General features: G+C 61.6%; 23 protein-coding genes. 6 read left to right on the forward strand and 17 right to left on the reverse strand.

All coding sequences use genetic code 11. The annotated features are described in order from the left end of the window. Positions 1-2 precede the first annotated feature (2 nt). Both bamE and DYI22_RS05260 read right to left on the reverse strand, forming a co-directional pair. The gene (gene bamE, locus DYI22_RS05255; RefSeq protein ID WP_213476992.1) at positions 3-311 is read right to left on the reverse strand and encodes an outer membrane protein assembly factor BamE domain-containing protein; all 309 of its coding nucleotides are present in this window, start codon (positions 309-311) and stop codon (positions 3-5) included. A gap of 90 nt (positions 312-401) precedes the next feature. After that, entirely contained in the window at positions 402-1,514 is a 1,113-nt protein-coding gene (locus DYI22_RS05260) for an NADH:flavin oxidoreductase (RefSeq protein WP_213476993.1), read from the reverse strand. A 90-nt stretch (positions 1,515-1,604) separates the two neighbouring features. On the opposite strand from DYI22_RS05260, the gene DYI22_RS05265 reads away from it, so the two are divergent. Then, positions 1,605-2,075: a winged helix-turn-helix transcriptional regulator gene (locus tag DYI22_RS05265; RefSeq protein ID WP_213476994.1), complete on the forward strand. Its 471-nt coding sequence runs from the start codon at positions 1,605-1,607 to the stop codon at positions 2,073-2,075. Between the two features lie 140 nt (positions 2,076-2,215). On the opposite strand, the gene DYI22_RS05270 is transcribed toward DYI22_RS05265, so the two are convergent. Beyond that, positions 2,216-3,538 carry a DEAD/DEAH box helicase gene (locus DYI22_RS05270; protein WP_213476995.1) on the reverse strand — a complete coding sequence of 441 codons (1,323 nt, stop codon included), beginning with the start codon at positions 3,536-3,538 and terminating at the stop codon, positions 2,216-2,218. 350 nt (positions 3,539-3,888) lie between these two features. Between DYI22_RS05270 and DYI22_RS05275 the strand changes: the two genes are divergently transcribed. Continuing rightward, complete coding sequence (locus DYI22_RS05275) at positions 3,889-4,734, forward strand: TlpA disulfide reductase family protein (protein ID WP_213476996.1); 846 nt, start codon at positions 3,889-3,891, stop codon at positions 4,732-4,734. Beyond that, complete coding sequence (gene dsbG / locus DYI22_RS05280; protein ID WP_213476997.1) at positions 4,731-5,495, forward strand: thiol:disulfide interchange protein DsbG; 765 nt, start codon at positions 4,731-4,733, stop codon at positions 5,493-5,495. The genes DYI22_RS05275 and dsbG overlap by 4 nt, the downstream gene beginning before the upstream one ends. A gap of 12 nt (positions 5,496-5,507) precedes the next feature. On the opposite strand, the gene DYI22_RS05285 is transcribed toward dsbG, so the two are convergent. From DYI22_RS05285 to DYI22_RS05305, 5 genes are all read right to left on the reverse strand, one after another. After that, positions 5,508-6,818, reverse strand: a complete 1,311-nt coding sequence (locus DYI22_RS05285; RefSeq protein ID WP_213476998.1) for a hypothetical protein — start codon at positions 6,816-6,818, stop codon at positions 5,508-5,510. A 95-nt stretch (positions 6,819-6,913) separates the two neighbouring features. Beyond that, complete coding sequence (locus tag DYI22_RS05290) at positions 6,914-7,369, reverse strand: DUF302 domain-containing protein (protein ID WP_213476999.1); 456 nt, start codon at positions 7,367-7,369, stop codon at positions 6,914-6,916. Between the two features lie 73 nt (positions 7,370-7,442). Further along, positions 7,443-8,363, reverse strand: coding sequence for a lysophospholipid acyltransferase family protein (locus DYI22_RS05295; RefSeq protein ID WP_213477000.1), 921 nt, complete (start codon positions 8,361-8,363; stop codon positions 7,443-7,445). Between the two features lie 101 nt (positions 8,364-8,464). Continuing rightward, entirely contained in the window at positions 8,465-9,994 is a 1,530-nt protein-coding gene (locus tag DYI22_RS05300; RefSeq protein WP_213477001.1) for a flavin-containing monooxygenase, read from the reverse strand. A 152-nt stretch (positions 9,995-10,146) separates the two neighbouring features. Then, a complete protein-coding gene (locus DYI22_RS05305) occupies positions 10,147-10,704 on the reverse strand; it encodes a YgjV family protein (RefSeq protein WP_213477002.1) in 558 nt (185 codons plus the stop codon). Positions 10,705-10,839: 135 nt separating this feature from the next. Here DYI22_RS05305 and DYI22_RS05310 point away from each other — a divergent pair, with 135 nt between their 5' ends. Together DYI22_RS05310 and DYI22_RS05315 are read left to right on the forward strand one after the other, a co-directional pair. Further along, positions 10,840-11,871: a histone deacetylase family protein gene (locus DYI22_RS05310; RefSeq protein ID WP_213477003.1), complete on the forward strand. Its 1,032-nt coding sequence runs from the start codon at positions 10,840-10,842 to the stop codon at positions 11,869-11,871. Between the two features lie 96 nt (positions 11,872-11,967). Then, positions 11,968-12,639, forward strand: coding sequence for a transglutaminase-like domain-containing protein (locus DYI22_RS05315; RefSeq protein WP_213477004.1), 672 nt, complete (start codon positions 11,968-11,970; stop codon positions 12,637-12,639). A gap of 4 nt (positions 12,640-12,643) precedes the next feature. Here DYI22_RS05315 and DYI22_RS05320 read toward each other — a convergent pair whose 3' ends face one another. The 3 genes from DYI22_RS05320 to ahpC form a co-directional block, all read right to left on the reverse strand. Continuing rightward, a complete protein-coding gene (locus DYI22_RS05320) occupies positions 12,644-13,768 on the reverse strand; it encodes an ABC transporter substrate-binding protein (protein WP_213477005.1) in 1,125 nt (374 codons plus the stop codon). A gap of 168 nt (positions 13,769-13,936) precedes the next feature. Next, positions 13,937-15,502 (reverse strand): alkyl hydroperoxide reductase subunit F, encoded by a 1,566-nt coding sequence (ahpF, locus tag DYI22_RS05325; RefSeq protein ID WP_213477006.1) that lies wholly within the window; start codon positions 15,500-15,502, stop codon positions 13,937-13,939. A 196-nt stretch (positions 15,503-15,698) separates the two neighbouring features. After that, positions 15,699-16,262 carry an alkyl hydroperoxide reductase subunit C gene (gene ahpC / locus DYI22_RS05330; protein ID WP_213477007.1) on the reverse strand — a complete coding sequence of 188 codons (564 nt, stop codon included), beginning with the start codon at positions 16,260-16,262 and terminating at the stop codon, positions 15,699-15,701. Between the two features lie 288 nt (positions 16,263-16,550). On the opposite strand from ahpC, the gene DYI22_RS05335 reads away from it, so the two are divergent. Next, on the forward strand, positions 16,551-18,668 hold the full coding sequence (locus DYI22_RS05335; protein WP_213477008.1) for a PQQ-dependent sugar dehydrogenase: 2,118 nt from the start codon (positions 16,551-16,553) through the stop codon (positions 18,666-18,668). A gap of 11 nt (positions 18,669-18,679) precedes the next feature. On the opposite strand, the gene DYI22_RS05340 is transcribed toward DYI22_RS05335, so the two are convergent. The 6 genes from DYI22_RS05340 to DYI22_RS05365 form a co-directional block, all read right to left on the reverse strand. Continuing rightward, positions 18,680-19,897 (reverse strand): BCCT family transporter, encoded by a 1,218-nt coding sequence (locus DYI22_RS05340; protein ID WP_213477009.1) that lies wholly within the window; start codon positions 19,895-19,897, stop codon positions 18,680-18,682. 102 nt (positions 19,898-19,999) lie between these two features. Continuing rightward, positions 20,000-21,685 (reverse strand): choline dehydrogenase, encoded by a 1,686-nt coding sequence (betA, locus tag DYI22_RS05345; RefSeq protein WP_213477010.1) that lies wholly within the window; start codon positions 21,683-21,685, stop codon positions 20,000-20,002. A 27-nt stretch (positions 21,686-21,712) separates the two neighbouring features. Then, positions 21,713-23,188: a betaine-aldehyde dehydrogenase gene (gene betB / locus DYI22_RS05350; RefSeq protein ID WP_213477011.1), complete on the reverse strand. Its 1,476-nt coding sequence runs from the start codon at positions 23,186-23,188 to the stop codon at positions 21,713-21,715. A gap of 58 nt (positions 23,189-23,246) precedes the next feature. Further along, positions 23,247-23,840 (reverse strand): transcriptional regulator BetI, encoded by a 594-nt coding sequence (betI, locus tag DYI22_RS05355; protein WP_213477012.1) that lies wholly within the window; start codon positions 23,838-23,840, stop codon positions 23,247-23,249. Positions 23,841-23,959: 119 nt separating this feature from the next. Continuing rightward, positions 23,960-24,172: an acetyltransferase gene (locus DYI22_RS05360; protein WP_213477013.1), complete on the reverse strand. Its 213-nt coding sequence runs from the start codon at positions 24,170-24,172 to the stop codon at positions 23,960-23,962. 28 nt (positions 24,173-24,200) lie between these two features. After that, entirely contained in the window at positions 24,201-25,229 is a 1,029-nt protein-coding gene (locus tag DYI22_RS05365) for an Ldh family oxidoreductase (RefSeq protein WP_213477014.1), read from the reverse strand. Between the last annotated feature and the right edge of the window lie 12 nt (positions 25,230-25,241).

The raw sequence follows: 25,241 nt of genomic DNA on the forward strand, positions 1-25,241 counted from the left end.
CCTTACTCCGTTGAGTTGTAGTTATACGACTCAACGGTGCCATCGGCATTGAAGGTAATGATCAGGTCGGTGGTCTCGGCCTCATCGAAGGCGGACCAGCGGTATTTGCCATAGGTCCAGGTGCGCTTGCCATCTTTCAGGCCGGTGCGCCAAGGCTCACCGAACATCTCCTGAACCTGGGAGCGCGTGGTCTCGCCCACTTCCAGCTGATCCACGTTGTGGGTGGCGAAGTCCTGGCCTACCGTGGCACAACCAGCGAACACCAGGGTGGTGGCCAACGTACCGGCAACTGCAAGTTTCCGAAACAGCATGTGCTTACCTCCTTGATTGCAAAACAGAAAGCCATCATACCCTGTACGATGGCTTTGTGTTGTTACGCGGCGGCAAGGTTCTGTCCAGAATCAGTACAGTTTTGCCAGGGACTTCTTCGCGAAAGCTTCCACTTCGTCGAGCCGGCCTTCCTTCACTTTCACCAGCCATTCCGGGTCCTGCAGCAGGGCACGGCCGACGGCGATCAGCTCGAACTCATGGTTGTTCATGCGCTCGACCAGCTCATCAATGCCGGACTGCTCCACCGCTTCCTTCTTGCTGGCGAAGGTACCGCTGATGAAGTCCTCGGTCAGGCCCACGCTGCCCACCGACATGGTCGGCTTGCCGGTCAGCTTCTGGGTCCAGCCCGCCAGGTTGAGGTCGGAACCCTCGAATTCCGGTTCCCAGAATCGACGTGTGGAGGCGTGGAAGATGTCTACGCCGGCGTCCACCAGAGGCTTGAGGAACTGCTCCAGCTCTTCCGGGGAGTTAACCAGTTTCGCCTCGTAATCCTGCTGCTTCCACTGGGAGAAACGCAGCATAATCGGATAATCCGGGCCCACACGGTGGCGCACAGCCTCAACGATTTCCACAACGAAGCGCAGGCGATTTTCCAGGCTGCCGCCGTACTCGTCGTCACGCTGGTTGGTGCCTTCCCACAGGAACTGATCCAGCAGGTAGCCGTGGGCCCCGTGGATCTCGACACCGTCAAAACCCAGCGCCTTGGCGTCCTGGGCGGCGTCGGCGAAGGCCTTGATCACGTCGTCAATGTCGCCCTTGCTCATGGCCTTGCCATTGGGCTTGTCCGGGGCGAACAACCCGGACGGGCTGTAACCGGGCACTGACGGATCCGGCTCGGTGCCTTCCTTACGCACGGCACCCACGTGCCAGAGCTGGGGGAAAATCGCCCCGCCGGCCTCGTGTACCGCATCCACCACGTCTTTCCAGCCGGCAAGGGCATCGACGCCGTGGAAGAACGGCACGTTGGGGTAACCGTTGGCGCCCGGATGGTTCACCGTGGTGCCTTCGGTGATCAGCAGGCCGACCCCGTTTTCGGCACGGCGACGATAATAGGCAACCACGTCTTCGCTGGGCACGTTGCCCGGGGAGAAGTTGCGGGTCATCGGGGCCATGGCGACGCGATTGCGCAGCTTCAGATTGTGAATTTCAAACGGCTCAAACATCGGACCAAGATTCATGCTCATGGTATTTCGCAACCTCACTAATTTGGTTTCGTTAAGCAACCCTATTAAATCTGGTTTTACAATGCAACCCTTTTGGGTACACTCACGGACATGGCCAGAAAACGTTTTGATGACTCCAACTGCTCCGTCGCCCGCGCCCTGAATGAGGTCGGCGACTGGTGGTCACTGCTGATCGTGCTGCACGCCATGCACGGCACCCGCCGGTTCGTGGACTTCCAGCAGGAGCTCGGCATTGCCCGCAATATCCTCTGTGACCGCCTGGCGCGGCTGGTGGATAACGAAGTGCTGAGGAAAGTCGACGTTGGCGAGCACGGCTCGCGCTTCGAATACCGCCTGACCGAAAAGGGCCGCGACCTGTTCCCCATCGTCATTGCCCTGCGCCAGTGGGGTGACAAATGGAACCCGGCGCCGGACCAGACTCCCCTGGATCTGCGGGACCGGGAGACCGGACGTACCATTCTGCCGGTTGACGTGCGGGACGCGGATGGCAAACCACTGACGGTTCGCGATGTGTTCGTACCAGAGTCGGACGAGCCAGAGGGCAAAAAACGCACCGGCTGACAACCCGAAGATCTACCCACACCTTCGCTTTTCTTGAGTTAAATCAATCCCTCAGCGAACCTTGCACGGCGGGCCGATACGCTCTCCGGTGCGGGGCTTCTTCGGCCCCGCCGTTTTATGGCAGCGAGGCCGGATGCGGGTTACGCGCTCTGGCGAGCCGGTGAACGGCGACCCTGGCCACCGCCGCCGTTCTGGCTGCGACCACCACTACGGCCACCGGGCTTGGGGCCAAAGCTGCGGCCATTGCCGCCGGGCTTGCCGTTTCCACCGTTACCGTTGCGATTGCGGGCACGGCTGGGGTCAGCCTTGGCCTTCGGCTTCAGAGGCAGGTTGTTGGTCGGCTCAAAGCCTTCCACGCTCTTGCGCGGCAACTGCTTCTTGATCAGGCGCTCGATACCCGCCAGCAATTTACCCTCATCGGCGCTGACCAGAGACAACGCGTGGCCACTCTCACCGGCACGACCGGTACGACCGATGCGGTGCACGTAGTCTTCCGCCACGTTCGGCAGTTCAAAGTTCACCACCTGGGGCAGCTGCTTGATGTCCAGGCCACGGGCGGCAATGTCGGTCGCCACCAGCACACGCACTTCGCCGGCCTTGAAATCCGCCAGTGCGCGGGTACGGGCACCCTGGGATTTGTTGCCGTGGATTGCGGCGGCGGTAATACCGTCTTTCTCCAGCTTCTGGGTCAGGCGGTTGGCACCGTGCTTGGTGCGGGTAAACACCAGCACCTGCTCCCAACTGTTGTCACGCACCAGCTTGCTCAGCAGTGCGGTCTTCTGGCTCTGATCCACCGGGTACACCGACTGCTTCACCTTCTCGGCGGTGGTGTTGCGGGTAGCCACTTCCACCTGCACCGGGTTGTCCAGCAGGCCTTCGGCCAGGGTGCGGATCTCGTTAGAGAAGGTGGCAGAGAACAGCAAGTTCTGGCGCTTGGCCGGCAGCAACGCAAGGATCTTGCGGATATCGCGGATAAAGCCCATGTCCAGCATGCGGTCGGCTTCGTCCAGTACCAGGATTTCCACTTCGTTGAAGCGCACAGCGTTCTGCTGATAGAGGTCCATCAGGCGACCCGGTGTTGCCACCAGCACGTCCAGACCCTTGCGCAACTTCATCATCTGCGGATTGATTTTCACGCCACCGAAAACCACGGCGGCCTTGGTGGGAATGTATTTGCTGTACAGGTTCACACTGTCGTGAACCTGTGCGGCCAGCTCCCGGGTCGGCGTCAGAATCAGCGCGCGGGGGCCTTTGCCGGTGCGCGGGTTTTCACCCAGGCGCTGCAACAACGGCAGGGTAAATCCGGCGGTTTTGCCGGTGCCGGTCTGGGCGGCAGCCATCACATCCCGGCCGGACAACACCGCAGGAATGGCCTGGGCCTGAATGGGAGACGGGGTTTCATAACCCTGATCGGAAGTGGCACGGACCAGCTGCTCGGACAAACCGAGTGAAGAAAAACTCATATAAGATCAACTCTTGATTGTTCTGCCTCCACGAACACCGTTCTCGGCGAATGCGGGCAGAAGCCATGAAAATTCATGGAATAAAAGACGACTACGGTCACGCGCCGTTAACGGGGTGACGTCCTCTGACAGGTCGTATCGGATGGGTCGCAAAGCGGCACTTGGCCGGAAACTGCGGAAATCCTTAGAGGCAGGATGCAGGCACGGTAACAGAGGGTCCGGGAAATAGCCATAGGGGCTTTTCAGTAGTCCGCTATTTATTTTTCGACCAAAAGATGGAACTCCCGTCCATCTCTTGGGTCACTAGCCGCCGTGCGGCAATGCAAAATCACCCGATGACCGGAGAAGTCATGATTAGTATAGGCGTTGGCCCCGTCAGCCTTTCCATGGGGCATCTGTTGCTGGTTCTGGCCTTCGTGGTGGCCCTGATCGTGGGCGCGCTGGCCGGCCGTAAGGAAAAGCTCCCCGTATCCGGCGCCCTGGCGGACATATTCCTCGCCGCCATGGTCGGCGCCCGGATCGGCTTCGTCATCCGCTACCATGAACATTATCAGGGCGACTGGCTGGGCATCATCGATATTCGTGATGGCGGTTTCGACCTGGTATCGGGACTCGTGGTGGCGCTGTGTTTCGCGGGTTACCTGCTCTGGCGCCGCGCCAGCATCCGCCGGCCCCTGGGGTCTGCCGTGGCCGCGGGCCTGTTGACCTGGGGCTTCACCACCGGGGTGATCGCCTTGATTGATGACCAGACCAGCGGATTGCCCGAGGTCGCACTCACCAACCTCAATGAGCAACCGGTCAGTCTGGACATCCTGCCCCAGGGGCAGCCCACGGTGATCAACCTCTGGGCGACCTGGTGCCCACCCTGCATCCGTGAGATGCCGGTGCTGGAGGAGGCCCAGAGCCGATATCCGGGCGTTAATTTCGTGTTTGCCAACCAGGGGGAGCACCCCGAGACCATCCGCCGTTTTCTCAGCGAGCAGAACCTGGAGCTGCAGCATGTACTCAGTGACCGCCAGGGCGGTTTCGGCCGTGCCACCGGCTCCCAGGGCCTGCCCACCACCCTGTTCTACAACGCCGAAGGCAAGCTGGTGGACAGCCACATGGGCGAATTATCCAGCGCCAGCCTGGCCCGAGGCCTTGAGCGCTTTGCGCCGCGCCATCTCGAATCTTCACAGGAGGTAACAACCCGATGAAACCGTTCCTACTGCGCCATGCGTTGTTCGCCACTGCGGTCTTCGCCGCGACTGTCCAGGCAGCTGAGTTTCCGCCGGCTGTTCAGACACTGGAACGGCAAGGTGTGAAGGTCATCGACAGTTTTGAGGCACCCGGCGGTATGACCGGTTATGTCGGCGAAATGAGGGGGCGCTCACTGGCCTTCTACCTGACACCCGATGGGGATCACGTACTTGTAGGTACACTGCTGGATCAGCAGGGCAACAATCTGAGCGAAGCCAGCATCCAGGACCTCATCTTAGGTCCGAAATTCGCCAATGCCTGGCCTGATCTTGAAGACAGCCACTGGGTCCGCGATGGTCACGAAGCCGCAGAAACCGTGATCTATACCTTTACCGATCCCAATTGTCCTTACTGCCATAGGTTTCGTGAGCAGGCCGAACCCTGGATCGCGGCGGGCAAAGTCCAGCTGCGTCACATCATGGTGGGCATTCTCGCAGAAGACAGCCTGACCAAAGCAGCCACCATCCTCGGCGCCGACACGCCCGAAGCAGCACTGCAAGAGCATCAGGCGTCCTTCAGCCAAGGCGGCATAGAGATTGACCGAAAACGGGTGAGCGCCGCACACCTGGACGTAAAGGCTAACAACCGGCTGATGCAGGCTCTGGGTTTGCAGGCTACGCCCAGCACGCTTTACCGGGGCAACAACGGCAAAGTCACCATGGTGCAGGGCCTGCCCAATCCGCAGGCTCTGGAACGCATGATGGGCCCCCGCCCCTGACGGCGACCGGCTTCAGCCCAGCAAGAGCGTCAGGGAAGAGGCCATCAGACTCGCCAGGGTCAGCGCTGACAGGGAAAGCGCCAGGCTCCAGCGCAGGGACGCGTCACGGGCAGGATAGCCAGTCAGCCGTTCCATGATCAGCGCGTTGGCGGCAAAGGGCGTCCCGAAGGCGGTTATCCCCCAGCCACTGACCATGGCACACCCCAGCCCCAGCAGGGCATCGGCGGGCCACACTGACCCCAGAATACCGCCAGCAAGTGTGCCGATCACGATCGGGTTCACCCCTGCTAGCCCGGCGAGATAAAAGGTCCAGGGCACCAACGCGGCCAGCAGCGGCCAGGCCCAGCCGGGCAGGCTCACCGAACCACCCATTTGCCCCAGTACCACGGCACTGATGATGGAACCGATAAAGGCTGAACCACCCACAATGGCCAGCTCATTACTGACGTTGGCCATGTTGGGCAGCTTGGGGTTATTTCCATTAAACCAGGACAACAACCAGCCCCCGGCCACCGCCGACAGGCAGCTTAACGTGACCGAACGGGCGTAACTCAAGCCGTAAGTGTGGCTGAACAGGAACACCCCGACACAGATGGCGGCAATAATACCGCCGAACCGCAACCAGCTCGCCCACCCGGCCCGATCCGTCGACGCAACCGGGGCAATCACGGCGGGCTCAGGCTCCCGCCAGAGAAAGCCCGCTAACAGCACCAGCAGCGCAAATGGCAGTGCTACCGAAAACAACTGCGCACTGCCCAGGCCCGGCAACAGCGTCAACGTGAGGGCAACCGAGATCGACAGGGGTGACCAGATCGGCGACACGCCGAAACCGCGGAGTACCGCACGGGTAGCGTTGCGAGTGGCACTGGAGTCCCCTTCGGTACGGATACGCTCCGCGATCAAGCTGCCCACCACAGCCACCGAGCCAAAATTCAACGGCACTGACACCAGGGCGGTACCAAAGGTGACACTGGCATAGCGGGCACGGGGATTGCCCGAGAACAGACTGGCGGAGATTTTTTGCAGATCCCGGGATCTGGCCAGCACCGACGATAGCAGCAGCACCGCCAGAATCAGTCCGGCAAGGCTGGTCATATTGGTGGCGGCGCCGGCAATAAGCGCCGGATCACGGCCCAGCGCAAACACCAGTGCCAGCCCCGCCACCACGAAGACACCACGGGGAACAACCCGCATACTGCGCCAGCCCAGCACCACCGCCAGGCTGACTGCCAGCGCCCCCAGTATTCCGGCACCGGGCAGGAACGCCAGCACACCAGCCAGCAACGCGCTGTAGGCCAGAAGGGAGCTGAAAAAAGCGTACATAGGATAAGGGCCCGTGGAGGGAGAAGCCCCTATTGTAAGGAAGCTATATAAAACTGGCCATCATCCATTCATCCGGTTGGGGGAAGATCACTCAATTACTCAGTGGCGGCCTTGGCGAGCCCTTCCAGTGCGACACTGATCTTCGACAATGCATCGTCACATCCCTCAATATCGTGGCGGGATTTCAAGTAATCCGGATCGTTGTAACCCAGCCAGGTGTCACCGTTTTCATCTTCCCAGATCAGGGCTTTCTGGGGCAGATCGATGGCCACGCTCTGCGCACACTGCATCAGCGGGGTGCCTGCTTTCGGATTACCAAATATCAGCACTTCCGTCGGGCGCAGTTCCATCCCGGCTTTCTCGGCCCCTTGCTGATGGTTTACACGGGCCATAACCGTCATGCCCTTTTCTTCCAGCACGGCTTCGAGCTTGTCGGCCGTGGCCTGCACATCATGACTGCTTTTGACAGAGACCAGCCCGTCGGCGCCTTGGCTGAGAGCGGCATACAACAAACAGGCTACCACCAGAAAGGATCGCAGAACGCAGCGCATAGACACCCCCATGGCTTTCATTGGCAAGTGGATTGAGCATAGAACATCCGCCAGCGATACGCCGGGAACACCCTTAATAGATTTTTTCAGCCCCCTCGGGCCGGCTCTTGAACCGCTTGTGCAACCACAGGTACTGATCCGGGAACTCGCGAATGGTGGATTCGATAAAGCCATTCCAGGTGGCGGCGTCGAGGTCTTTGTCTTCGCCGAAATCCTCCTGAATAGGTGAGAACTCCACACGATAGCGGCCGTCGGGCAGGCGCAGGTGGCTGACGCACAGGACCGCCGCGCCGGATTCCCGGGCGATGTAACTGGGGGACGTAATACAGCCGGCCTCCACGCCGAAAAACGGCACAAAAAGCTCGGTTTTGCGACCGAAGTCCTGATCACAGGCGAACCACACCTGGCCGCCTTCCTTGAGGAATTTCATCATCCGCGGCAGGTTGCGCTTGGAAAACGGGCGGATATTGAAATGACGGCGCCGCCCCTTTTCGATCATACGATCGATCACCGGGTTGTCATTGGGGCGGTACATGTAGCCGGGCTTGTCCAGCTTGCAGGCAATCAGCGGCAGGGCAAAGTCGAAGATGCTGTAGTGGGCGCCGATCAGGAGCACACCCTGATTGCGGGCCTTGGCCTCTTCGAGATGTTCCAGGCCATGAATTTCCGTGCTCTCGCAGTACCCCGACATGTCCCGCCACCAGGCGTGGGTGCTTTCCAGAAAGCCACGGGTGCAGGCCACGAAGTTGTCCTGCACCAGTTGCGCACGGGCGTCGTCACTCAGCTCTGGCAGACAGGCACTGAGGTTGGTGTGGGCAACCCGGGAGCGGGACTTCAACTTGCGCTCCAGGAAACGCCCGAGGCGATGGCCAAACCGTTGTTTGACCGACATCGGCAGCAGCGACAACAGGTACAGGGTGAAGACGATCAGCCACGAAGGCCAGTGGGTCGGGTACCATAACGGACTGCTTTGTTTTTTGGGGGTGCGCGACATAACAACTTGCCTGTGCAGGGAATTCGAGGCCAGAGCCTGACACACTCCTGCACAGACTAACAGTTGCGAAAGGTAACCAGCCGCCGTCGGCGTGCGGTCGATCAGGAGCCGAACAGCGCCGAACGCAGGGGTTTCAGGAAGCCATCGTTACCGCCCTGCAGCTGCTCGCGGGGGCGCACGCCGTCGAATTCCAGGTATCCGTCTTCAATCGGGTCGAAACGCAGGACCTTCACATCTTCCAGGTAATTCTGGGAGGCTTTCCAGGGCCCGTGGGTGCCCTGCTTTGGCAACCGGTCTTCGGCCCGTTTGATGTAGCCGGAATTGAGTGCACCCAAAATGGTGTCCTCACCGCGGCTGTCAGCCGTATCGCGGGGCACCACCACACGGCTGCCCTTACGATCCATGTGGTTAATCAGCCGGCACAGGTACTCGCTGGCAATATCCGCCTTCAGGGTCCAGGAAATGTTGGTGTAGCCGAAGATCATCCCGGCGTTGGGCACGCCCTCCACCAGCACGTTCTTGTAGATAATCTTGTCTTTCATCACCACCGGCGCGCCATCCACCGACGGTTCGATGCCGCCGAGCATCTGGATCTCCAGGCCGGTGGCCGGAATGATGATGTCCGCCGCCAGTTCTTCGCCGGATTTGAGACGAATGCCGGTTTCGGTAAAACGCTCGATGTGATCGGTGGCGATGGAGGCCTTGCCCGCCTTCAGTACCTTGAACAGATCGCCGTCCTTCACCACGCACAGGCGCTGATCCCAGGGATTGTAGTCCGGCGTGAAGTGACGCATATCCGCCGTGCCGTTAACCTGCCGCCGGATCACACTCAGGAACAGCCGGCGCATGGCCTTCGGGCTCTTGCGCGAGCGCTCATACAGCAGGCGGGCAATGGAAATATTGCGGGCACGGGTCAGTTTGTACGCCACCTTGGCCGGCAGTACCTTCTGCAGCGCCAGGGTCACCTTGTCGGTGGACGGCAGAGGCATCAGATACGTGGGCGAGCGCTGCAGCATGGTGACGTGGGCCGCCTTCTCCGCCATGGTCGGCACCAGGGTGATGGCGGTGGCGCCACTGCCGATCACCACCACTTTCTTTCCGGTGTAGTCCAGGTTCTCCGGCCAGTGCTGGGGATGAACCACCTGGCCCGTGAAGTTTTCCTCGCCGGGGAAATCAGGCTTGTAGCCCTTGTCGTAGTTATAGTAACCGGTGCAGCCCACCATGAACCCGGCGGTGAAGGTTTCGGTGTCGCCGGTATCCGCGCGCTCCGCGGTCACCGTCCAGCACTTGTCGGCACTCGACCAGTCTGCGGTTTTTACCGCCAGGCCATAGTGAATATGCCTGTCGACACCGTTTTCCTCGGCGGTCTCTTTCACGTAATTCTTGATCGAGGCACCATCCGCCAGCACCTTGCCACCGGTCCAGGGGCGGAAATTGTAGCCAAAGGTGAACATGTCGGAATCGGAACGGATGCCCGGGTAGCGGAACAGATCCCAGGTGCCGCCGAGTGACTGACGGCGCTCCAGAATGGCGAACGACTTGCCCGGGCATTCACGCTTGAGGTGACACGCCATGCCAATGCCGGACACCCCGGCGCCGATGATCAGTACGTCAAAATGGTGTTGGCTCATGGTAGCGGCCTCGCTCCGTGTAGATTCTTATTTTGGCCCTTACACAGATTAGACAACATTGGGCCATGCATGGGTCAACGTTAGCGAGTTACAGCAACCGGGGAATTGGCCAGACTCCCGCCGCCCCACCGTTCGGCCGGCCAGTTGCGGGGTCATCGATCCGCTAAATTCTCCAGCACCTCGGGGTATTTGCGCTTCAGCCGGTAGAGCCGCACGATGGTAATGATATTAGTCACCAGCACCATACCCTCGGCCAGCGTGCCGCCGACCGAGCCGATCACGATGTTGTTCAGCATCCACGCCAGGGCGGCAAGGCCGAGCACAATCCTCAGGGGTATGCCCCGCAGCATGAACATGCCCACGGTCCCCAATACCGCTGCCGTCAGCGGGAAGATATCCGTCGGCACCCGCCAGGTCGCCGCGGCCACCAGAAGGTTGATTGCCAGGATCACCGCCATGATGCGCCAGCTACCCTGAAACTTGCGCGCCAGGGCAATGCGCAGGATCACCAGTACCGTCAGTGCCGCCGCGGTCCAGCTTGCGAAGAACGCAAACATCAGCGCGAACGCCACATTGGCGGAAATCAGCAGCACCATCAGCCGGTCGTCGTTCTTGTTGGCGAAGCCGGCGATGCAGAAACCCAGGGCCACCAGGCCGCAGATCTGCCCCAGCAGCGCAGACAGCGACAGGTCGGCTACAAACCCGCTCATTTCGGTAATCCCTCTCGCGGAAACAACCTCCACACTGCCACAATGACCGGCATTGAGCTACGGCACGGCCTGTGCCAGAGTGAATCGCGTCCACCAATCACCAATCACCATCCATCAGCCGGCGAAGTCCCTGTTATGAAAACCGTATTCTCCCCGCTCCACGCCCGCCGCACCGTGAAAACCGAACTCGACGGCGGCCTGCTGATCGAACCCCACGAGAAGCCTTCGCGGGCAGAAACCATTCTGGCGCGGGTGAAACATCAGGGTCTGGGGGAGATTCTGGAACCGGAGGATTTCGGCCTGGCGCCGATCAAACGCATTCACCCGGCCGACTACATCGCCTTCCTCGAAACTTGCTGGCAGGACTGGGTCGCTGCCGGCAAACCCGGCGAGGCGATTCCCGCGGTCTGGGCCGGTCGCGGCATGCGCCACCGCATCCCCAAAGACATTGACGGCCGGCTGGGGTACTACAGCTTCGCCGCCGAGACCTCGATCACCGAAGGCACCTGGGACGCCGCCTGCGCCTCGGCCAATGTCGCCCTCACTGCACAGAAGCTGGTGGCCGGAGGGGAGCGCGCCGCCTTTGCGCTGTGCCGGCCGCCGGGGCATCACGCCCACGCCGATCTGTTTGGCGGTTACTGTTTTTTCAACAATGCGGCCATCGCCGCCCAGGCGTTCCGCGACCAGGGTTACCGGCGGATTGCCATTCTCGATGTGGATTTCCACCACGGCAACGGCACCCAGGCCATTTTCTACCAACGCAGCGACGTGCTCACCATCAGCCTGCACGGCGATCCGGACCTGGTGTTTCCGCACTTCCTGGGCTTTGAGGACGAAACCGGCGAGGGCGAGGGTGAAGGCTACAACCTCAACCTGATCTACCCGCCCAACACGCCCTACAGCGTCTGGAGCCAGGGCCTGGAAACCGCCTGCCAGCGCATTGAGGCGTTCCGGCCGGACGCGCTGATCGTCGCGCTGGGGGTCGACACCTTCGAGGAAGACCCCATTTCCTTCTTCAAGCTCACCAGTGGGGATTACCTCTCCCTCGGCCAGCGCCTGCAGCAACTGGGATTGCCCACGGTGTTCACCATGGAGGGCGGGTACGACGTGGAGGCCATCGGCGTCAACGCCGTCAACGTGATGGAAGGCTTTGAAGGCAGGGGGTGATCAAACGGGGCAGTCGCCTTGGCGGAAATGGCCATTGCCTGTAGCTTGCTAATTGGTCACGATGGACCCTCAATGCCCCGAAACCGGATCAGCCCTATGGAACGCTACCTTCAGCCCACCGAGTTTTTTGATTACGATAAACCAGAAGTTCAGGCCTGGATTGCCGATCAACTGGCGGACGTGCCGAACGATCCGGTGGCGCAGGTCAGGGCGCTCTACCTGTCGGTGCGGGACAGCATCCACTACAACCCCTACGTGTTCAGCACCGAGGCGGCCACTTTCAGCGCCAGCTATGCCCTGTCCAGCGGAGAGACCTACTGCATTCCGAAAGCAGTGTTGCTGGGCGCGGCGGCGCGTTCCATCGGCATTCCCAGCCGCCTGGGTCTGGCGGACGTGCGCAACCATCTCTCCAGCCCGAAACTGATCGAGTGGTTGCAGTCGGACATCTTCCGCATGCACGGCTTTATAGAGCTGTACCTCAACGGGCGCTGGGTGAAGGCCACGCCGGCGTTCAACCGCCAGCTGTGTGAACTGATGAAGGTAGAGCCGCTGGAGTTTGACGGCGTCAACGACTCCATATTCCAGGAATACACCGAGTCCGGGCAGGCGCATATGGAGTACGTGCAGGATCACGGCGTGTTCGATGACGTTCCCCACGAGTTTATCGTGGCCGGCGTACGCGAGGCATACGGCCACCTGTTTGCCGAAGACACGCCGCAACCGGCAATCTCCGGCAGCCTTGAGGAAGAGGTCGGCGGCCGGCGGTAAGCCGTCAGCGTGCGGCGGCCCTGGTCTCGGCCAGCGCAGACACCAGGGCGTCCATCTGCTGATCAGCACTGGGCGCCTGATCGGCGAGGTCCTGGTTCAACGCCCGGCTGAACTGGCGGAAGTCCACACGCTGCCAGCTCTCGGGATCCATCACCCGCTCAATACGGTCGACATTGCTCTGGGTGGCGGCCTCGAAGCGGTATTTCAGTGCGGCGGTTGACGGGCCCTGAGCGAAATCCACACCAGCGTGGTAGTCGTGCAGCTGGATCAGAGCCAGCGCCCCACCCAGGAAATGCCGCCCCAGGCTGACGGTCAGCTCGCCACGGCGAATGGCGTCCAGAGCTTCCGGCTCCCAGTCAAATCCACCGATCACCACGTCCTTACCGGGCTGGCGCTCCACGTCCCTGGCCGCAGCGATCGCACCAACCGCCATGCCATCACTGGCACTCCACACCAAGGTCACTTCCGGGTACCGTTGCAGCAGCACCCGGGTTTTATCCCCGGCCACCTCCCGGCTCCAGTCGGCGAAGCTCAGTTGCCGCAGCGCGATGCGGTGATCCTGGGCCGCCTGCATTAAACCGAGGTTGCGGTCTTTGGCGGCGGAAGAATCCCGGGTACCGCTCAGCGCGATGGTGTCCGGCGCGGTGTCCTGCTGAGTCAGCCCGAGCTTTGCGGCCTGCTCAGCCAGTGCCACGGCCAGCTGGCGCCCGGCGGCGACGTTATCCGGCACCAGATGCCCGATCCAGTTTGGCAGCGACTCCCGCGGCATGCCTAGTAACTCCCGGGCCTGCGCCGGGATATCCGTATTGAAGGTGAACACCTTGACGCCCTCATCGCTGGCCAGCGTCAACATCTCTGCGGTGACGTTTTCCTTGGCCATGAACATCAGGTAGTCCGGCCGAACCTCCCGCTCGAGCACCTGTTCGGCCAGTTGCTGGTAGGTAAAGCGGTCACGGCCGCGGTCAAACAGAACCTCCAGATCCATCTCAAGGTCGGCGGCGGCTTCGGTCATCACCTCTGCCACCATCGTCCAGAAGACCGAATCGTCCGGTGACAGGAACACCACCGACGGGCGGGCCGCGGCGCCTGCCGCAGGAACCAGCAACAGCCAGCATAAGGTGACTGCCATCCACCGTGATCGAATCCCCATACCGCTCTTTGCTCCCAATAAGCCGTGCCTGCCGGAAATTGTACGCCGTTACCGTCAGCATGGCATATCAGCGCACAACACGTGGGTAGGGAACCACAAAAAAGGCACCGGTGCTCACCGGTGCCTCTTGTTGCGCGCGAAGCGGGTTCAGTCCGCGGAGTTGCGGATCAGGAAGTCAAAGGCGCTCAGCGCTGCCTTGGAGCCTTCTCCCATGGAGATCACAATCTGCTTGTAGGGCACGGTGGTGGCGTCCCCCGCCGCGAACACACCCGGCAGGGAGGTTTCGCCGCGCTCGTTGACGATGATCTCGCCGTGCTGGCTGAGTTCAATGTCGCCTTTCAGCCACTCGGTGTTGGGCACCAGACCAATCTGCACGAACACCCCTTCAAGCGCCACATGGTGGCTTTCACCGGTATTGCGGTCGGTGTACTGCAGGCCATTTACCTTGCCGTTCTCACCGGTGATCTCGGTGGTCTGGCCGGAGGTGATGATTTCCACGTTCTTCAGGCTGCGCAGCTTCTTCTGCAGCACCTCGTCAGCGCGCATCTCGGCGCCAAACTCGATCAGCGTGACGTGGCCGACAATGCCGGCCAGATCGATGGCCGCTTCCACCCCGGAGTTGCCGCCGCCGATCACCGCCACGCGCTTGCCCTTGAACAGCGGGCCGTCGCAGTGCGGGCAGTAGGCCACGCCCTTGTTGCGGTATTCTTCCTCGCCGGGCACGCCCATCTGGCGCCAGCGGGCACCGGTGGACAGCACCACCGTGCGGGATTTCAGGGACGCGCCGTTGGCCAGGCGAACCTCATGCAGGCCGCCCTTGCTGGCCGCCGGAATCAGCTTCTCGGCGCGCTGCATGTTCATAATGTCCACGTCGTATTCCTTGACGTGCTGCTCCATCGCCGCCACCAGCTTGGGGCCTTCGGTGTAGGGCACGGAAATCAGGTTCTCGATGCCCATGGTGTCCGCCACCTGGCCGCCAAAGCGCTCGGCGGCAATACCGGTGGCAATGCCCTTGCGAGCGGCGTAGATCGCGGCGGACGAGCCGGCTGGGCCGCCGCCGATGACCAGCACTTCGAAGGCGTCTTTAGCGTTCAGCTTCTCCGCGTCGCGGGCGTCGGAGTTGGTGTCTAGTTTGGCCACGATTTCTTCCAGCGTCATCCGGCCCTGGCCGAAGGTTTCGCCGTTCAGGTACACGCTGGGCACCGCCATCACTTCGCGCTGCTCCACTTCGTCCTGGAACAGGGCGCCGTCGATGGACGTGTGGCGGATCTTCGGGTTCAGCACGCTCATCAGATTGAGCGCCTGCACCACGTCCGGGCAGTTCTGGCACGACAGGGAGAAATAAGTCTCGAACTCGAAGTCGCCATCCAGCGACTGCACCTGCTCGATCACTTCCTGACTGGCCTTGGACGGATGGCCGCCCACCTGCAGCAGCGCCAGCACCAGCGAGGTGAATTCGTGGCCCATGGGAATGCCGGCGAAACGCACACCAATATCGGTGCCTACACGGTTGATGGCAAAAGACGGGCGCCGCACGTCCGGATCGTCCTCGGTGCGCAGGCTGATCTTCGCGGACATCGGCTCCAGCTCTTCCAGCAGCTCACGCAGCTCCTGGGACTTTGCGCTGTCGTCGTACGCGGCCACCAGCTCGATCGGCTGCTGCAGCTTGTCCATGTAGGCGTTGAGTTGTTCCTTGATATTGGCATCCAACATGTAGTCAATCCTCGTAAAACGTCAGGTAATGTAAATGTTTCGATTCAACAGATGGTCGCTAAGATACGGACAGCCATACCAATGCTCAAATTAATTGACCTTAAATGTTTAATAGCCCAGACCTATTTTAATTCCTGGCTGTCATAAAAAAGGCCCGCGATGCGGGCCTTTCTCATAAGCAAGCCTCGGAGGCTGCTTAGATCTTGCCAACCAGGTCCAGAGACGGTGCCAGAGTGGCTTCGCCTTCTTTCCACTTGGCCGGGCACACTTCGCCCGGGTTGTTGCGAACGTACTGGGCCGCTTTCACCTTGCGCAGCAGGTCGTCGGCGTCACGGCCGATACCTTCGGCAGTGATTTCCATCGCCTGGATCACGCCATCCGGGTCGATCAGGAAGGTGGCGCGGTCTGCCAGGCCCTGGCCTTCACGCATCACACCGAAGTTGTTGGTGATGGTGCCGGTCTGGTCGCCAACCATGTAGTAGTTGATCTTGCCGATGGTCTCGGAGCTGTCGTGCCATGCTTTGTGGGTGAAGTGGGTGTCGGTAGACACGGAGAACACTTCAACGCCCAGCTTCTGCAGCTCTTCGTACTTGTCCGCCACGTCGCCCAGCTCGGTCGGGCATACGAACGTGAAGTCGGCCGGATAGAAGAAAAAGACAGCCCACTTACCTTTTACGTCTGCATCGCTGATTTCAACAAACTCGCCCTGCTTGAAGGCGGTGGCGTTGAACGGTTTGATCTCGCTGTTAACAATACCCATTTAAGATATCTCCTGTTTCATGGATTCAAGGGTTAGTGATCAAGTCGGGGGCAAAGATACGGCCTTTCCATGCTTCGTTTAAATTGATTATTTCCAAACTCAACATAGGCATTCCCTATCTTCAAAAAATCGGCACAGCGGCCGTCCCTATGGCCGCTGACTTCCCTATATCGGGCCGTACCCCAGGATTTCAACCGCCGCTTCCGGCTACATCACCAGGTGCCATTGCGCGCTTTCACAATGCTCAGGATCGACTATTCTTAAAACTCTGACCGGAGGACAGGGCTCATGGAACGATGTCTTCTGCTACTCATCTGCCTGATGCTTACCGCCTGCGGCGGTGGTTCAGGAAGCGGCTCCGGCGGCGCGACCCTCGGCCTGTCCGAGCGCCCCGGTAACACCGAATGCCTGGCCTTTGAGGGCTCCGGGGAAGTGCAGCTTACCCCGGTTGCCCCTGACCTGAGTTTCAACCGCCCCTTACTGATGCTTCCCCACCCCAGCCAGAGCGGCATTGTCTACGTCGTGGAACAGGGCGGCGTCATTTATCGCCTTGACCTGACGACTGCCAGCCGCACCCAGCTGGCAGACCTGTCCCAGGCTTACCCACTGAGCACCTGCGAAGAATGCGGGCTGCTGGGCATGGCGTTTGATCCGGACTTCGCCAGCAACGGGTTCATCTACCTGTCGTTCACCGAGGACACCGGCGGCGGCAGGACCTCATTCGTCGCCCGCTTCGAATCCGCCGATAACGGCCAGAGTCTGCGGGTCGATGGCGGTGGTGCGTTGCTGCGCACCAACCTGCTGCAACAGTCCCAGCCTTTCGCCAACCACAACGGCGGTCACATTGTGTTCGGTCCCGACAACCTGCTGTACGTGGGGCTCGGCGACGGCGGCAGTGCCAACGACCCCGGCAACCGCGCCCAGGATCTGTCGACCCGACTGGGCAAGCTGCTGCGCTTCAACCCGGATGGCAGCCCCAACGGCAGCGGCGTCTCGGGCTCGGTGCCGGAAATCTACGCCTACGGCCTGCGCAACCCCTGGCGTTTCAGCTTCGATCGCCAGAACGGCGACCTCTGGGCCGGCGACGTGGGCCAGAATGCGTTTGAGGAAATCAACCGCATCACCGCTGGCGGCAACTACGGCTGGCGCTGTTACGAGGGTTTTGAGCGCACCAATAACAGCTGTGGCGCCTCCCCGGACGGCCCGTTTATCGATCCGGTGGCCACCTATGGTCGCTCCGAGGGCATTTCCGTCACCGGTGGCTACGTTTACCGCGGCAACAACATCCCCGCCCTGCAGGGCCACTACCTGTTTGCCGATTTCGGTTCCGGCACCCTGTGGGCCCTGGCGCCCCACGGCGACGGCAGTTTCCAGCGCCGCACCCTGCTAGAAACCGGCCGCAATGTGGCCTCCTTCGCCCAGGACAACGCCGGCGAACTCTACCTGGTGACCTTCTCCGGCCTGTTCCGCATTGATCCGGTGGCGGAGGAGATCGAACTGCCACAGCAGTTGTCGGAGACCGGCTGCGTGCAGGCCAGCGCGCCCTGGGAGCCGGCGGACGGGCTGATTCCCTACACCGTCATCGAACCCTTCTGGTCCGACGGCGCCGACAAGACCCGTTATCTGGCGCTGCCGGACAACACCCGCATCACCCTGGACGACAGCGGCGATTTCGCCCTGCCGCGGGGTTCCGTGCTGGTGAAAAACTTCCTGCTGGGCCAGAGCCTGATCGAGACCCGGCTGTTCCTGCACAACGCCGACGGCAGCTGGTCCGGGTACAGTTATCAGTGGGACGAGGCCGGTACCGACGCCACCCTGGTGGACGGCAGCCGAGACGTGCCTGTGGCAGGCCAGACCTGGCACTACCCCTCTGCCGGGGAATGCAGCCTGTGCCACACCGCTGCCGCCGGCTTCAGCCTGGGGCTGGAAACCCTGCAGCTGGACACCGACTTCACCTACCCGGGCAGCGGCGTCACCGCCAATCAACTGTCCACCCTGGCCGGAATCGGGGTGTTGAGTGAACCGCCAACCGCCGCCCAGCGCAGTGCCCGCCTGACCCGCAGCACCGATGCCGAGGCGTCAGTCACCGACCGGGCCCGCAGTTACCTGCACAGCAATTGCAGCCACTGTCACCGACCGGGCGGCACCACCCAGAGTGGCATGGATCTGCGCTTCAGCACCCCGTTGGCAAACACCGGCGCCTGCGGGGCGGCCCCAGACAACACCGATCTGGGCCGGCCCGGCGCCCAGTTGCTGACACCGGGCGACGCCGAGAATTCCCTGCTGTACCTGAGAATGCTCGCCGAAGCGCAGTTCCGCATGCCCCCGATCAGTGTGCTGGAACCGGACACCGAAGGCGCCCGGCTGGTGGCGGACTGGATCAATCAGCTGGCCGGCTGCAACTGAGCCGGGCCGGCTCAGCTGGCCAGTTCGATCTTGCGGAAATCGAGAGTGTTTTCCTTCGGCGACGCCTTGATGGCGGCCACTTGCGCCCGCTTGTTCGCCAGAATGTAGGCGAAACAGGCGAAGTACAGGCCGATCACCAGCGCGCCCACCCACTGGATGCGCAGGAAATCCAGCTGGAACAGCATGGTCAGCCCCACCATCGCCAGGAAGTTGAACACCACGTAGTTGGCGCGCCCGAGCCGTTGTGCGGTCAGGTTCAGGTTGTCGGTGTACAGGCGGATCAGCGAATCCAGCGAGTTCACCACCATCAACACGCCCACGCTGATCATCGCCAGATTGGTGAACGCGGCGATGTTCAGGCCCTGCTCGTGGTAGTGGTAGAGCACGGTAAACCACACCCCGATGGCGATGGAAGGCACCACCAGCATGGCGATCAGCAACTGCCAGGTGCGCAGGCCGCTGACAAAGCGCGCGGTGAACTGGCCGATCATGATGCTCCAGGAGAACCACCAGAACAGGTAGAACTCGTGGTAGTCGTTGATGGGCAGTACAAAGTGGTGAAGGTTGCTGAAGTACTCCCCGATCAGGCCCACGGTGCCGAAGAAGTCCCCGGGGGAGCCCTTGCCGAGGGCGAATGCCCGCAGCCACATGCCGGCTATCAGGGTGAGGAACAGCACGCTGGAGCCGATGCTGAGAATCCGCACGTACTTGATCTTGGAGCTGGAGTACACCGCCAGCCCGATTGCGGCAAACACGATGACATAGAACGCCGGCACCACCGATTCGCCATCCCCGAGCTGGGGCAGGTACCAGGGCAGGTTGGCCAGCAGCAGGTACGCGGTAAAGGCGCAGGTGCCAATGATCACCACGTTGTTGATCACTTTCACCAGCGGGATCTCGAAGAACTTCACCCGCGGTTCGATGATCGCGAAATAGAAGCAGGTCAGGAAATAGAAGCCCCAGATCAGAAACGCCCAGAACCCGAACTCAATGGCCAGCGGGTTGGCGAAGCCGTACTCGGGGCTGGCCGAGAGATCACCATAGCCGCCGAACTCGGTGAGCGGGAACATGATCAGCCCCACATCCAGCCCGGAGGTGAACAGAATGGCGATGAAGGTGAAGGTGCGTACCGGCGTCACGCCGATGCACCGGACGTCCCACCACTTGTACAGAATCAGGGCGATGGCGGCGAAGGTAAAGATCAGGCCTGTGGATAACCAGAGTGTCATGACGTCCTCCGGTTATTGGGTCTCTTTGCAATGAACAGCATGGGTGTTCCTCCTCTACTTTGTAAGCGCTGCTTCTTTCGAATCGGATACAGAAAAGGTGAGTCAGGTAAGCGCGCGCTTTGCCTGTCCCGGTCGTTGACGGGCCTGCCACTGGTCGTCCATCACCACGGGCGCGTCAGAAGGTTGCAGGGGCTCCCTGCCCCGGATCAGGTCGGCGGCCCGCTCGGCCACCATGATGGTGGGCGCGTTCAGGTTGCCGTTGGGAATGGTCGGGAAGATGGACGAATCCACCACCCGCAGATGTCGGATGCCGTGAACCCGGGTGTCGGGGTCCACCACCGCCAGCGCGTCGGTGCCCATCTTGCAGGAGCAGGAGGGGTGGTAAGCGCTCTCCACCGCCTGGCGGACGAAGGCATCGATATCCTCGTCGCTCTGCACGTCGGCGCCGGGCTGGATTTCCGCTCCGCGGTACTCATCCATGGCGGGCTGGCTGATGATTTCCCGGGTCAGGCGCACGCAATCGCGGAAACCTTCCCGGTCCGCCTCGTGCTGCAGGTAATTGAAACGAATGCTCGGCGCCTGCCTGGGGTCGGCGGACTGTACGTGCACATAGCCCCGGCTTTTCGGCTTGTTGTGGCCGATGTGCAGCTGGAAGCCGTCGCCGTCAAAGGCTTCTTTGCCGTCGTAGCGCATGGCCGCAGGCAGAAAATGGTATTGCAGGTCCGGCCACTCGACGCCAGCCTTGGAGCGGATAAAGCCGCAGGACTCAAAGTGGTTGGTGGCACCCAGACCGTCCTTGCGCAGAATCCAGCGCACGCCGATCTTCAGTTTGTTCCACCAGTCGAGCTTGCCGTTGAGCGAGACCGGCTGCTTGCAGCGGTACTGAAAGTAGAACTCCAGATGATCCTGCAGGTTCTCGCCAACGCCGGGCAACTCGTGCTGCACGGCAATGCCAGCCTGCTCCAGTACCTCCCGCTTGCCGATGCCGGAGAGTTGCAGCAGATGGGGCGAACCGATAGAGCCCGCTGACAGAATGACTTCCTCGGCGGCTTTCGCCTCGTGGACCTTGCCGCCCTGCTCGTAGCGGACACCGGTGGCGGTTTTGCCATCGAGCAACACCTTGTGGACCAGCGCGTGGGTGACCACGGTCAGGTTCGGCCGCGCCATGGCCGGGCGCAGGTAGGCATTGGCGGTGGACCAGCGGCGACCGTTTTTGACGGTCATGTGCATGGCGCCGAAGCCTTCCTGCCGCGCGCCGTTGTAGTCGTCGGTCTCGAAGTAACCGGCATCGGCACCGGCCCGGACAAAGGCGGTGTAGAGCGGGTTGCGCATGTTGTTGCCGTTATTCACACCCAACGGGCCTTTGTCTCCACGGTAGTCATCACCGCCAAACGCCCAGGTCTCGGCCTTCCTGAAATACGGCAGAACGTTGCGGTAATGCCAGCCGGTGGCGCCCTCGGAATCCCATTCGTCAAAATCCCGGGCGTGGCCGCGCACATAGACCATACCGTTGATGGACGATGAGCCACCCAGGACCTTGCCCCGGGGGCAGTGCATGCGGCGGTTGTCCAGATAGGGCTCGGGCTCAGTCTCGAACTGCCAGGCGTATTTCCTGGTGTTCATGGGAATGGACAGGGCGGTGGGCATCTGGATGAAGATGCTCTTGTCGCTACCGCCGGTTTCCAGCAGCAGCACCCGATGGCGGGCGTCTTCGGTCAGGCGGTTGGCCAGCACGCAGCCGGCCGAACCCGCGCCCACAATGATGTAGTCGTATCGGTTTTCTGTCATACGCGTTCTCCTCTGCAGCCCGCGGGATTAAAACGGGGCGTCGAGATCTTCCATCCCTACATACACCGATTTGAGCTGGGTGTAGTGGGCAATGGTCTCGCGCCCGTTTTCGCGGCCAACGCCGGAGAGTTTGTAGCCACCCACCGGCATTTCCGCCGGCGACGCACCGTAGCTGTTGATCCAGCAGATACCGGCCTGAATGCGATGAATCACCCGATGGGCACGGCGGATGTCGTTGGTGAACACACCGGCGGCCAGGCCGGTGTCGATGTTGTTGGCGCGGGTGATGACTTCCTCCTCATCGGAGAACGTGAGTACCGACATCACCGGCCCGAAGATCTCCTCCTTCACGATGGTCATGTCATCGGTGCAGTCGGTGAAGATGGTGGGCTCCACGAAATACCCCCCTTTGGAGTCCTCCGGCTCGAACGCCCGCCCACCGTGGCTGAGGGTCGCGCCCTCGGAGAGCCCTTTGGCGATGTAATCCAGCACCAGGTCCTGGTGTTTTTTGGAGATCAGCGCACCGTAGTTGGTGTCCGGGTTCATCGGGTCACCGGGCTTGATGTTCTTGCGGGTGCGCTCCAACAGGCGCTCCATGAAGCGCGGGTAGAGGTTTTCATGGACGAACACCCGGGTGCCGTTGGTGCAGATCTCGCCCTGGGTGTAGAAGTTCCCCACCATGGCGGCGGAGATGGCGTTTTCCAGATCGGCGTCGTCGAAGATGATCAGCGGGGACTTGCCCCCCAGCTCCATGGTCACGTCCTTGATGGTCGACGCTGCCGCTTCCATGACCTTGCGGCCGGTGCCCACCTCTCCGGTGAACGACACCTTGGCAATGTCCGGGTGATGGGTCAGCCACTGGCCAACCTCGCCGGCGCCCTGCACCACGTTGAACACGCCCGCCGGCACGCCAGCCTCAATGAAAATCTCCGCCAGCTTGATCGCCCCCATGGGGGTCTCTTCGGACGGCTTGAAAATCATCGCGTTCCCGCAGGCCAGCGCCGGCGCCGACTTCCAGCAGGCAATCTGGATGGGATAGTTCCAGGCGCCGATCCCGGCGCAGATGCCCAGCGGCTCGCGGCGGGTGTAGTAGAAGTCGCCGCCCAGGTCCTGCTGGTTGCCCTCGATGGACGGCGCCAGCCCGGCGAAGAATTCGATGGCGTCGGCCCCGGTAACCACATCCACCGCTTCGGCCTCCTGCAATGGCTTGCCGGTATCCCGCACTTCCACCGCGGCCAGCTCGTCGTTGCGCTCATGCAGCAGCGCCACCGCCCGCAGCAGAATCCGGCTGCGCTCAATGGCCGTCATCGCCGACCACTGGGCGAACCCGGCACGGGCACTCTCGATGGCGGCCTGCTGGATGGACTCGTCGGCCACTTCCACCCGGTAGATCTCCTGGCCGGTGGCGGGGTTCACCACCGGGAAGCTGTCGCCGGAGCTGTTGGCCAGAAAGCGGCCATGAATGAAGTTCTGAACAACGGTATCGGCAGTGGACTGTGACATGGTAGCGGTACCTTTCATCGAGCGATCGGTGGACGTCGAGGTCTTGTGAACCCCGGGTTCAGGCGCGGGTCGGCGCCAGTGTCTCGTGGACGAATTTCTTGCAGAGCCGTTCGCCGGCCTCGAAGCTCTCGGCCGGGTCAAGGCTCAGGGCACTGCGCAGCCAGAAGCCGTCGATCAGCGCTGCCGTCTGGCGGGCGGCCTCGGTTGCCTCCTGCGCTGGCAACACACGGGCGAAGGAGTAACGCAGATTGCTGTACAGCCGGGCGTTGTTGATCTGCTGCAGGCGCTTGAGCCCGGGCTCGTGCATGGAGCGCGCCCAGAAACTGAGCCAGGTCTTGGCCGCCAGCGCCGAGCGCTGGAACTCGGAAAAGTTGGACTCAATAATGCAGTTTAGCCGCTGTTCCGGGGAGCCGTCGGTCTTTGCCATACGCTCCCGCAGCTCTTTTCCCAGCTGATCCAGCATGTACCTCAGCGCCGCTTCGATCAGGCCCTGTTTGCCGCCGAAATAGTGGCTGATGATGCCGGAGGACATCCCCGCCCGCTTGCTGATGCTCACGATGGTGGTGTTTTGCATACCCAGCTCGGCAATGGACGCCATGGTGGCATCAATCAGCTGCTGTTTTCGGGTGTCTTTGACTCCAACAATCGGCATGGCGGCTTCTCTGCTTGCGGCTCCGAATTTTGTTAATTGAACGTTCAATTAAAATAAAGGCTACAGAAATGCCCGGAGCGTTTCAACTGCGGGCAGAAGCCGACAGACTTCTAGGAGCTCTACTTTTTCAGCCGGTAATTGGGATCGGTCCAGCATTTCGGCAGGGCTTCGCCGGAGGGAAACCCCAGCACGGCCTTGTCGTAGAATTCCGGGTCCTGGGCTTCCTCACCGTAATGCATGCTGCCCTTGATGCGGCTTTTGTGAGGATCGAACAGCGCCGGGGTATCCAGCACCTCGATCAGATGCCCGGTGGATTTCTCTGCCACAAACATAACCGTCTCCTTTGTTCGCGTTTCGGGCTCAGCCCGGTACCTTTGCCAGTTCCCGTAAATGAGCGAGCTCGTCGGCCCCGATTACCACGCCGTTAGCCATGGCCTCGGCCCGTTGCTGGTAGCGTTTGTCGCCCGGCTGCCGGGTCTGGCCTGCCCATTCCATTTCCTGCACCAGGGTTTCCACCCGTTTGGCAAAATCACTGCCCGCGCCCCGGGACGGGTCGATCACGATCACCAGCTCGCCGGTCCAGGGGGTTTTGGCCCCCGGGTAGGGGGACCAGTCGAATTCGAACGAAAAGTTGCCACCGGTGAGCGCGGCCGCCAGCAACTCCACCATCATCGACAACGCCGAGCCCTTGTGGCCGCCGAAGGGCAGCAGGGCCCCACCATTCAGGATCGCAGCGGGATCGGTGGTGGGTTTGCCATCGGCGTCGACACCACAGCCTCTGGGCAGTGTTCTCTCTTCCCGCGCAGCAATCTGCACGTCGCCGTGGGCCATGGCACTGGTGGCCAGATCAAACACCAGCGGATCGGAATGGGCGCGGGGCGCGGCGAAACTGATGGGGTTGGTGCCGAACAGCGGCTTTTTGCCCCCGAAGGGCACCACACAGGCCATGCTGTTGACGAAGGCCAGCGCCACCAATCCCTCACGGGCGTAGGGCTCCACATCCGGCCACAGCGCCGCAAAATGATGGGAGTTGCGGACCGCCAGCATGGCAATGCCATTAGCCCGGGCCTTCTTCAGCATCAGGTTGTGGGCGGCCGCGAGCGCCGGTTGGGCGAAGCCGTTGCCGGCATCGACCGTGACAAAGCCGGGGGCCACGTCTTCCACGCTCGGCACTGCCTGGCCGTTCACCCAGCCGCTTTTGAGAGTCGACAGGTAGCCGGGTATGCGGAATACCCCGTGGCTGAGGGCGCCGTCCCGCTGGGCACTGGCGCAGTTATTCGCCAGCGTGCGCGCAACCTCCGGAGAGGTGCCGTGACGTTCAAATATCGTCGCCAGCAGGGCTTCCAGTTCAGAAAAATCGATGCGCGTTGATTGCGCAGACGCCGTCATGGCGGGCCTCCT

The organism is Marinobacter lipolyticus (genome assembly GCF_018424605.1).
Lineage (GTDB): Bacteria > Pseudomonadota > Gammaproteobacteria > Pseudomonadales > Oleiphilaceae > Marinobacter > Marinobacter lipolyticus_B.

Coding starts and splice junctions, on each gene's coding strand:
- DYI22_RS05305 (WP_213477002.1), bottom strand. CDS start 10,704: ATGAGCGGGTTTGTAGCCGACCTGTCGCTGTCTGCGCTGCTGGGGCAG.
- betB (WP_213477011.1), bottom strand. CDS start 23,188: ATGTCACAGTCCACTGCCGATACCGTTGTTCAGAACTTCATTCATGGC.
- DYI22_RS05290 (WP_213476999.1), bottom strand. CDS start 7,369: ATGCGCTGCGTTCTGCGATCCTTTCTGGTGGTAGCCTGTTTGTTGTAT.
- DYI22_RS05315 (WP_213477004.1), top strand. CDS start 11,968: ATGGAACGCTACCTTCAGCCCACCGAGTTTTTTGATTACGATAAACCA.
- DYI22_RS05365 (WP_213477014.1), bottom strand. CDS start 25,229: ATGACGGCGTCTGCGCAATCAACGCGCATCGATTTTTCTGAACTGGAA.
- ahpF (WP_213477006.1), bottom strand. CDS start 15,502: ATGTTGGATGCCAATATCAAGGAACAACTCAACGCCTACATGGACAAG.
- betI (WP_213477012.1), bottom strand. CDS start 23,840: ATGCCGATTGTTGGAGTCAAAGACACCCGAAAACAGCAGCTGATTGAT.
- DYI22_RS05285 (WP_213476998.1), bottom strand. CDS start 6,818: ATGTACGCTTTTTTCAGCTCCCTTCTGGCCTACAGCGCGTTGCTGGCT.
- DYI22_RS05320 (WP_213477005.1), bottom strand. CDS start 13,768: ATGGCAGTCACCTTATGCTGGCTGTTGCTGGTTCCTGCGGCAGGCGCC.
- DYI22_RS05340 (WP_213477009.1), bottom strand. CDS start 19,897: ATGACACTCTGGTTATCCACAGGCCTGATCTTTACCTTCGCCGCCATC.
- DYI22_RS05275 (WP_213476996.1), top strand. CDS start 3,889: ATGATTAGTATAGGCGTTGGCCCCGTCAGCCTTTCCATGGGGCATCTG.
- DYI22_RS05295 (WP_213477000.1), bottom strand. CDS start 8,363: ATGTCGCGCACCCCCAAAAAACAAAGCAGTCCGTTATGGTACCCGACC.
- bamE (WP_213476992.1), bottom strand. CDS start 311: ATGCTGTTTCGGAAACTTGCAGTTGCCGGTACGTTGGCCACCACCCTG.
- DYI22_RS05260 (WP_213476993.1), bottom strand. CDS start 1,514: ATGAGCATGAATCTTGGTCCGATGTTTGAGCCGTTTGAAATTCACAAT.
- betA (WP_213477010.1), bottom strand. CDS start 21,685: ATGACAGAAAACCGATACGACTACATCATTGTGGGCGCGGGTTCGGCC.
- DYI22_RS05270 (WP_213476995.1), bottom strand. CDS start 3,538: ATGAGTTTTTCTTCACTCGGTTTGTCCGAGCAGCTGGTCCGTGCCACT.
- dsbG (WP_213476997.1), top strand. CDS start 4,731: ATGAAACCGTTCCTACTGCGCCATGCGTTGTTCGCCACTGCGGTCTTC.
- DYI22_RS05360 (WP_213477013.1), bottom strand. CDS start 24,172: ATGTTTGTGGCAGAGAAATCCACCGGGCATCTGATCGAGGTGCTGGAT.
- DYI22_RS05310 (WP_213477003.1), top strand. CDS start 10,840: ATGAAAACCGTATTCTCCCCGCTCCACGCCCGCCGCACCGTGAAAACC.
- DYI22_RS05265 (WP_213476994.1), top strand. CDS start 1,605: ATGGCCAGAAAACGTTTTGATGACTCCAACTGCTCCGTCGCCCGCGCC.
- DYI22_RS05335 (WP_213477008.1), top strand. CDS start 16,551: ATGGAACGATGTCTTCTGCTACTCATCTGCCTGATGCTTACCGCCTGC.
- ahpC (WP_213477007.1), bottom strand. CDS start 16,262: ATGGGTATTGTTAACAGCGAGATCAAACCGTTCAACGCCACCGCCTTC.
- DYI22_RS05300 (WP_213477001.1), bottom strand. CDS start 9,994: ATGAGCCAACACCATTTTGACGTACTGATCATCGGCGCCGGGGTGTCC.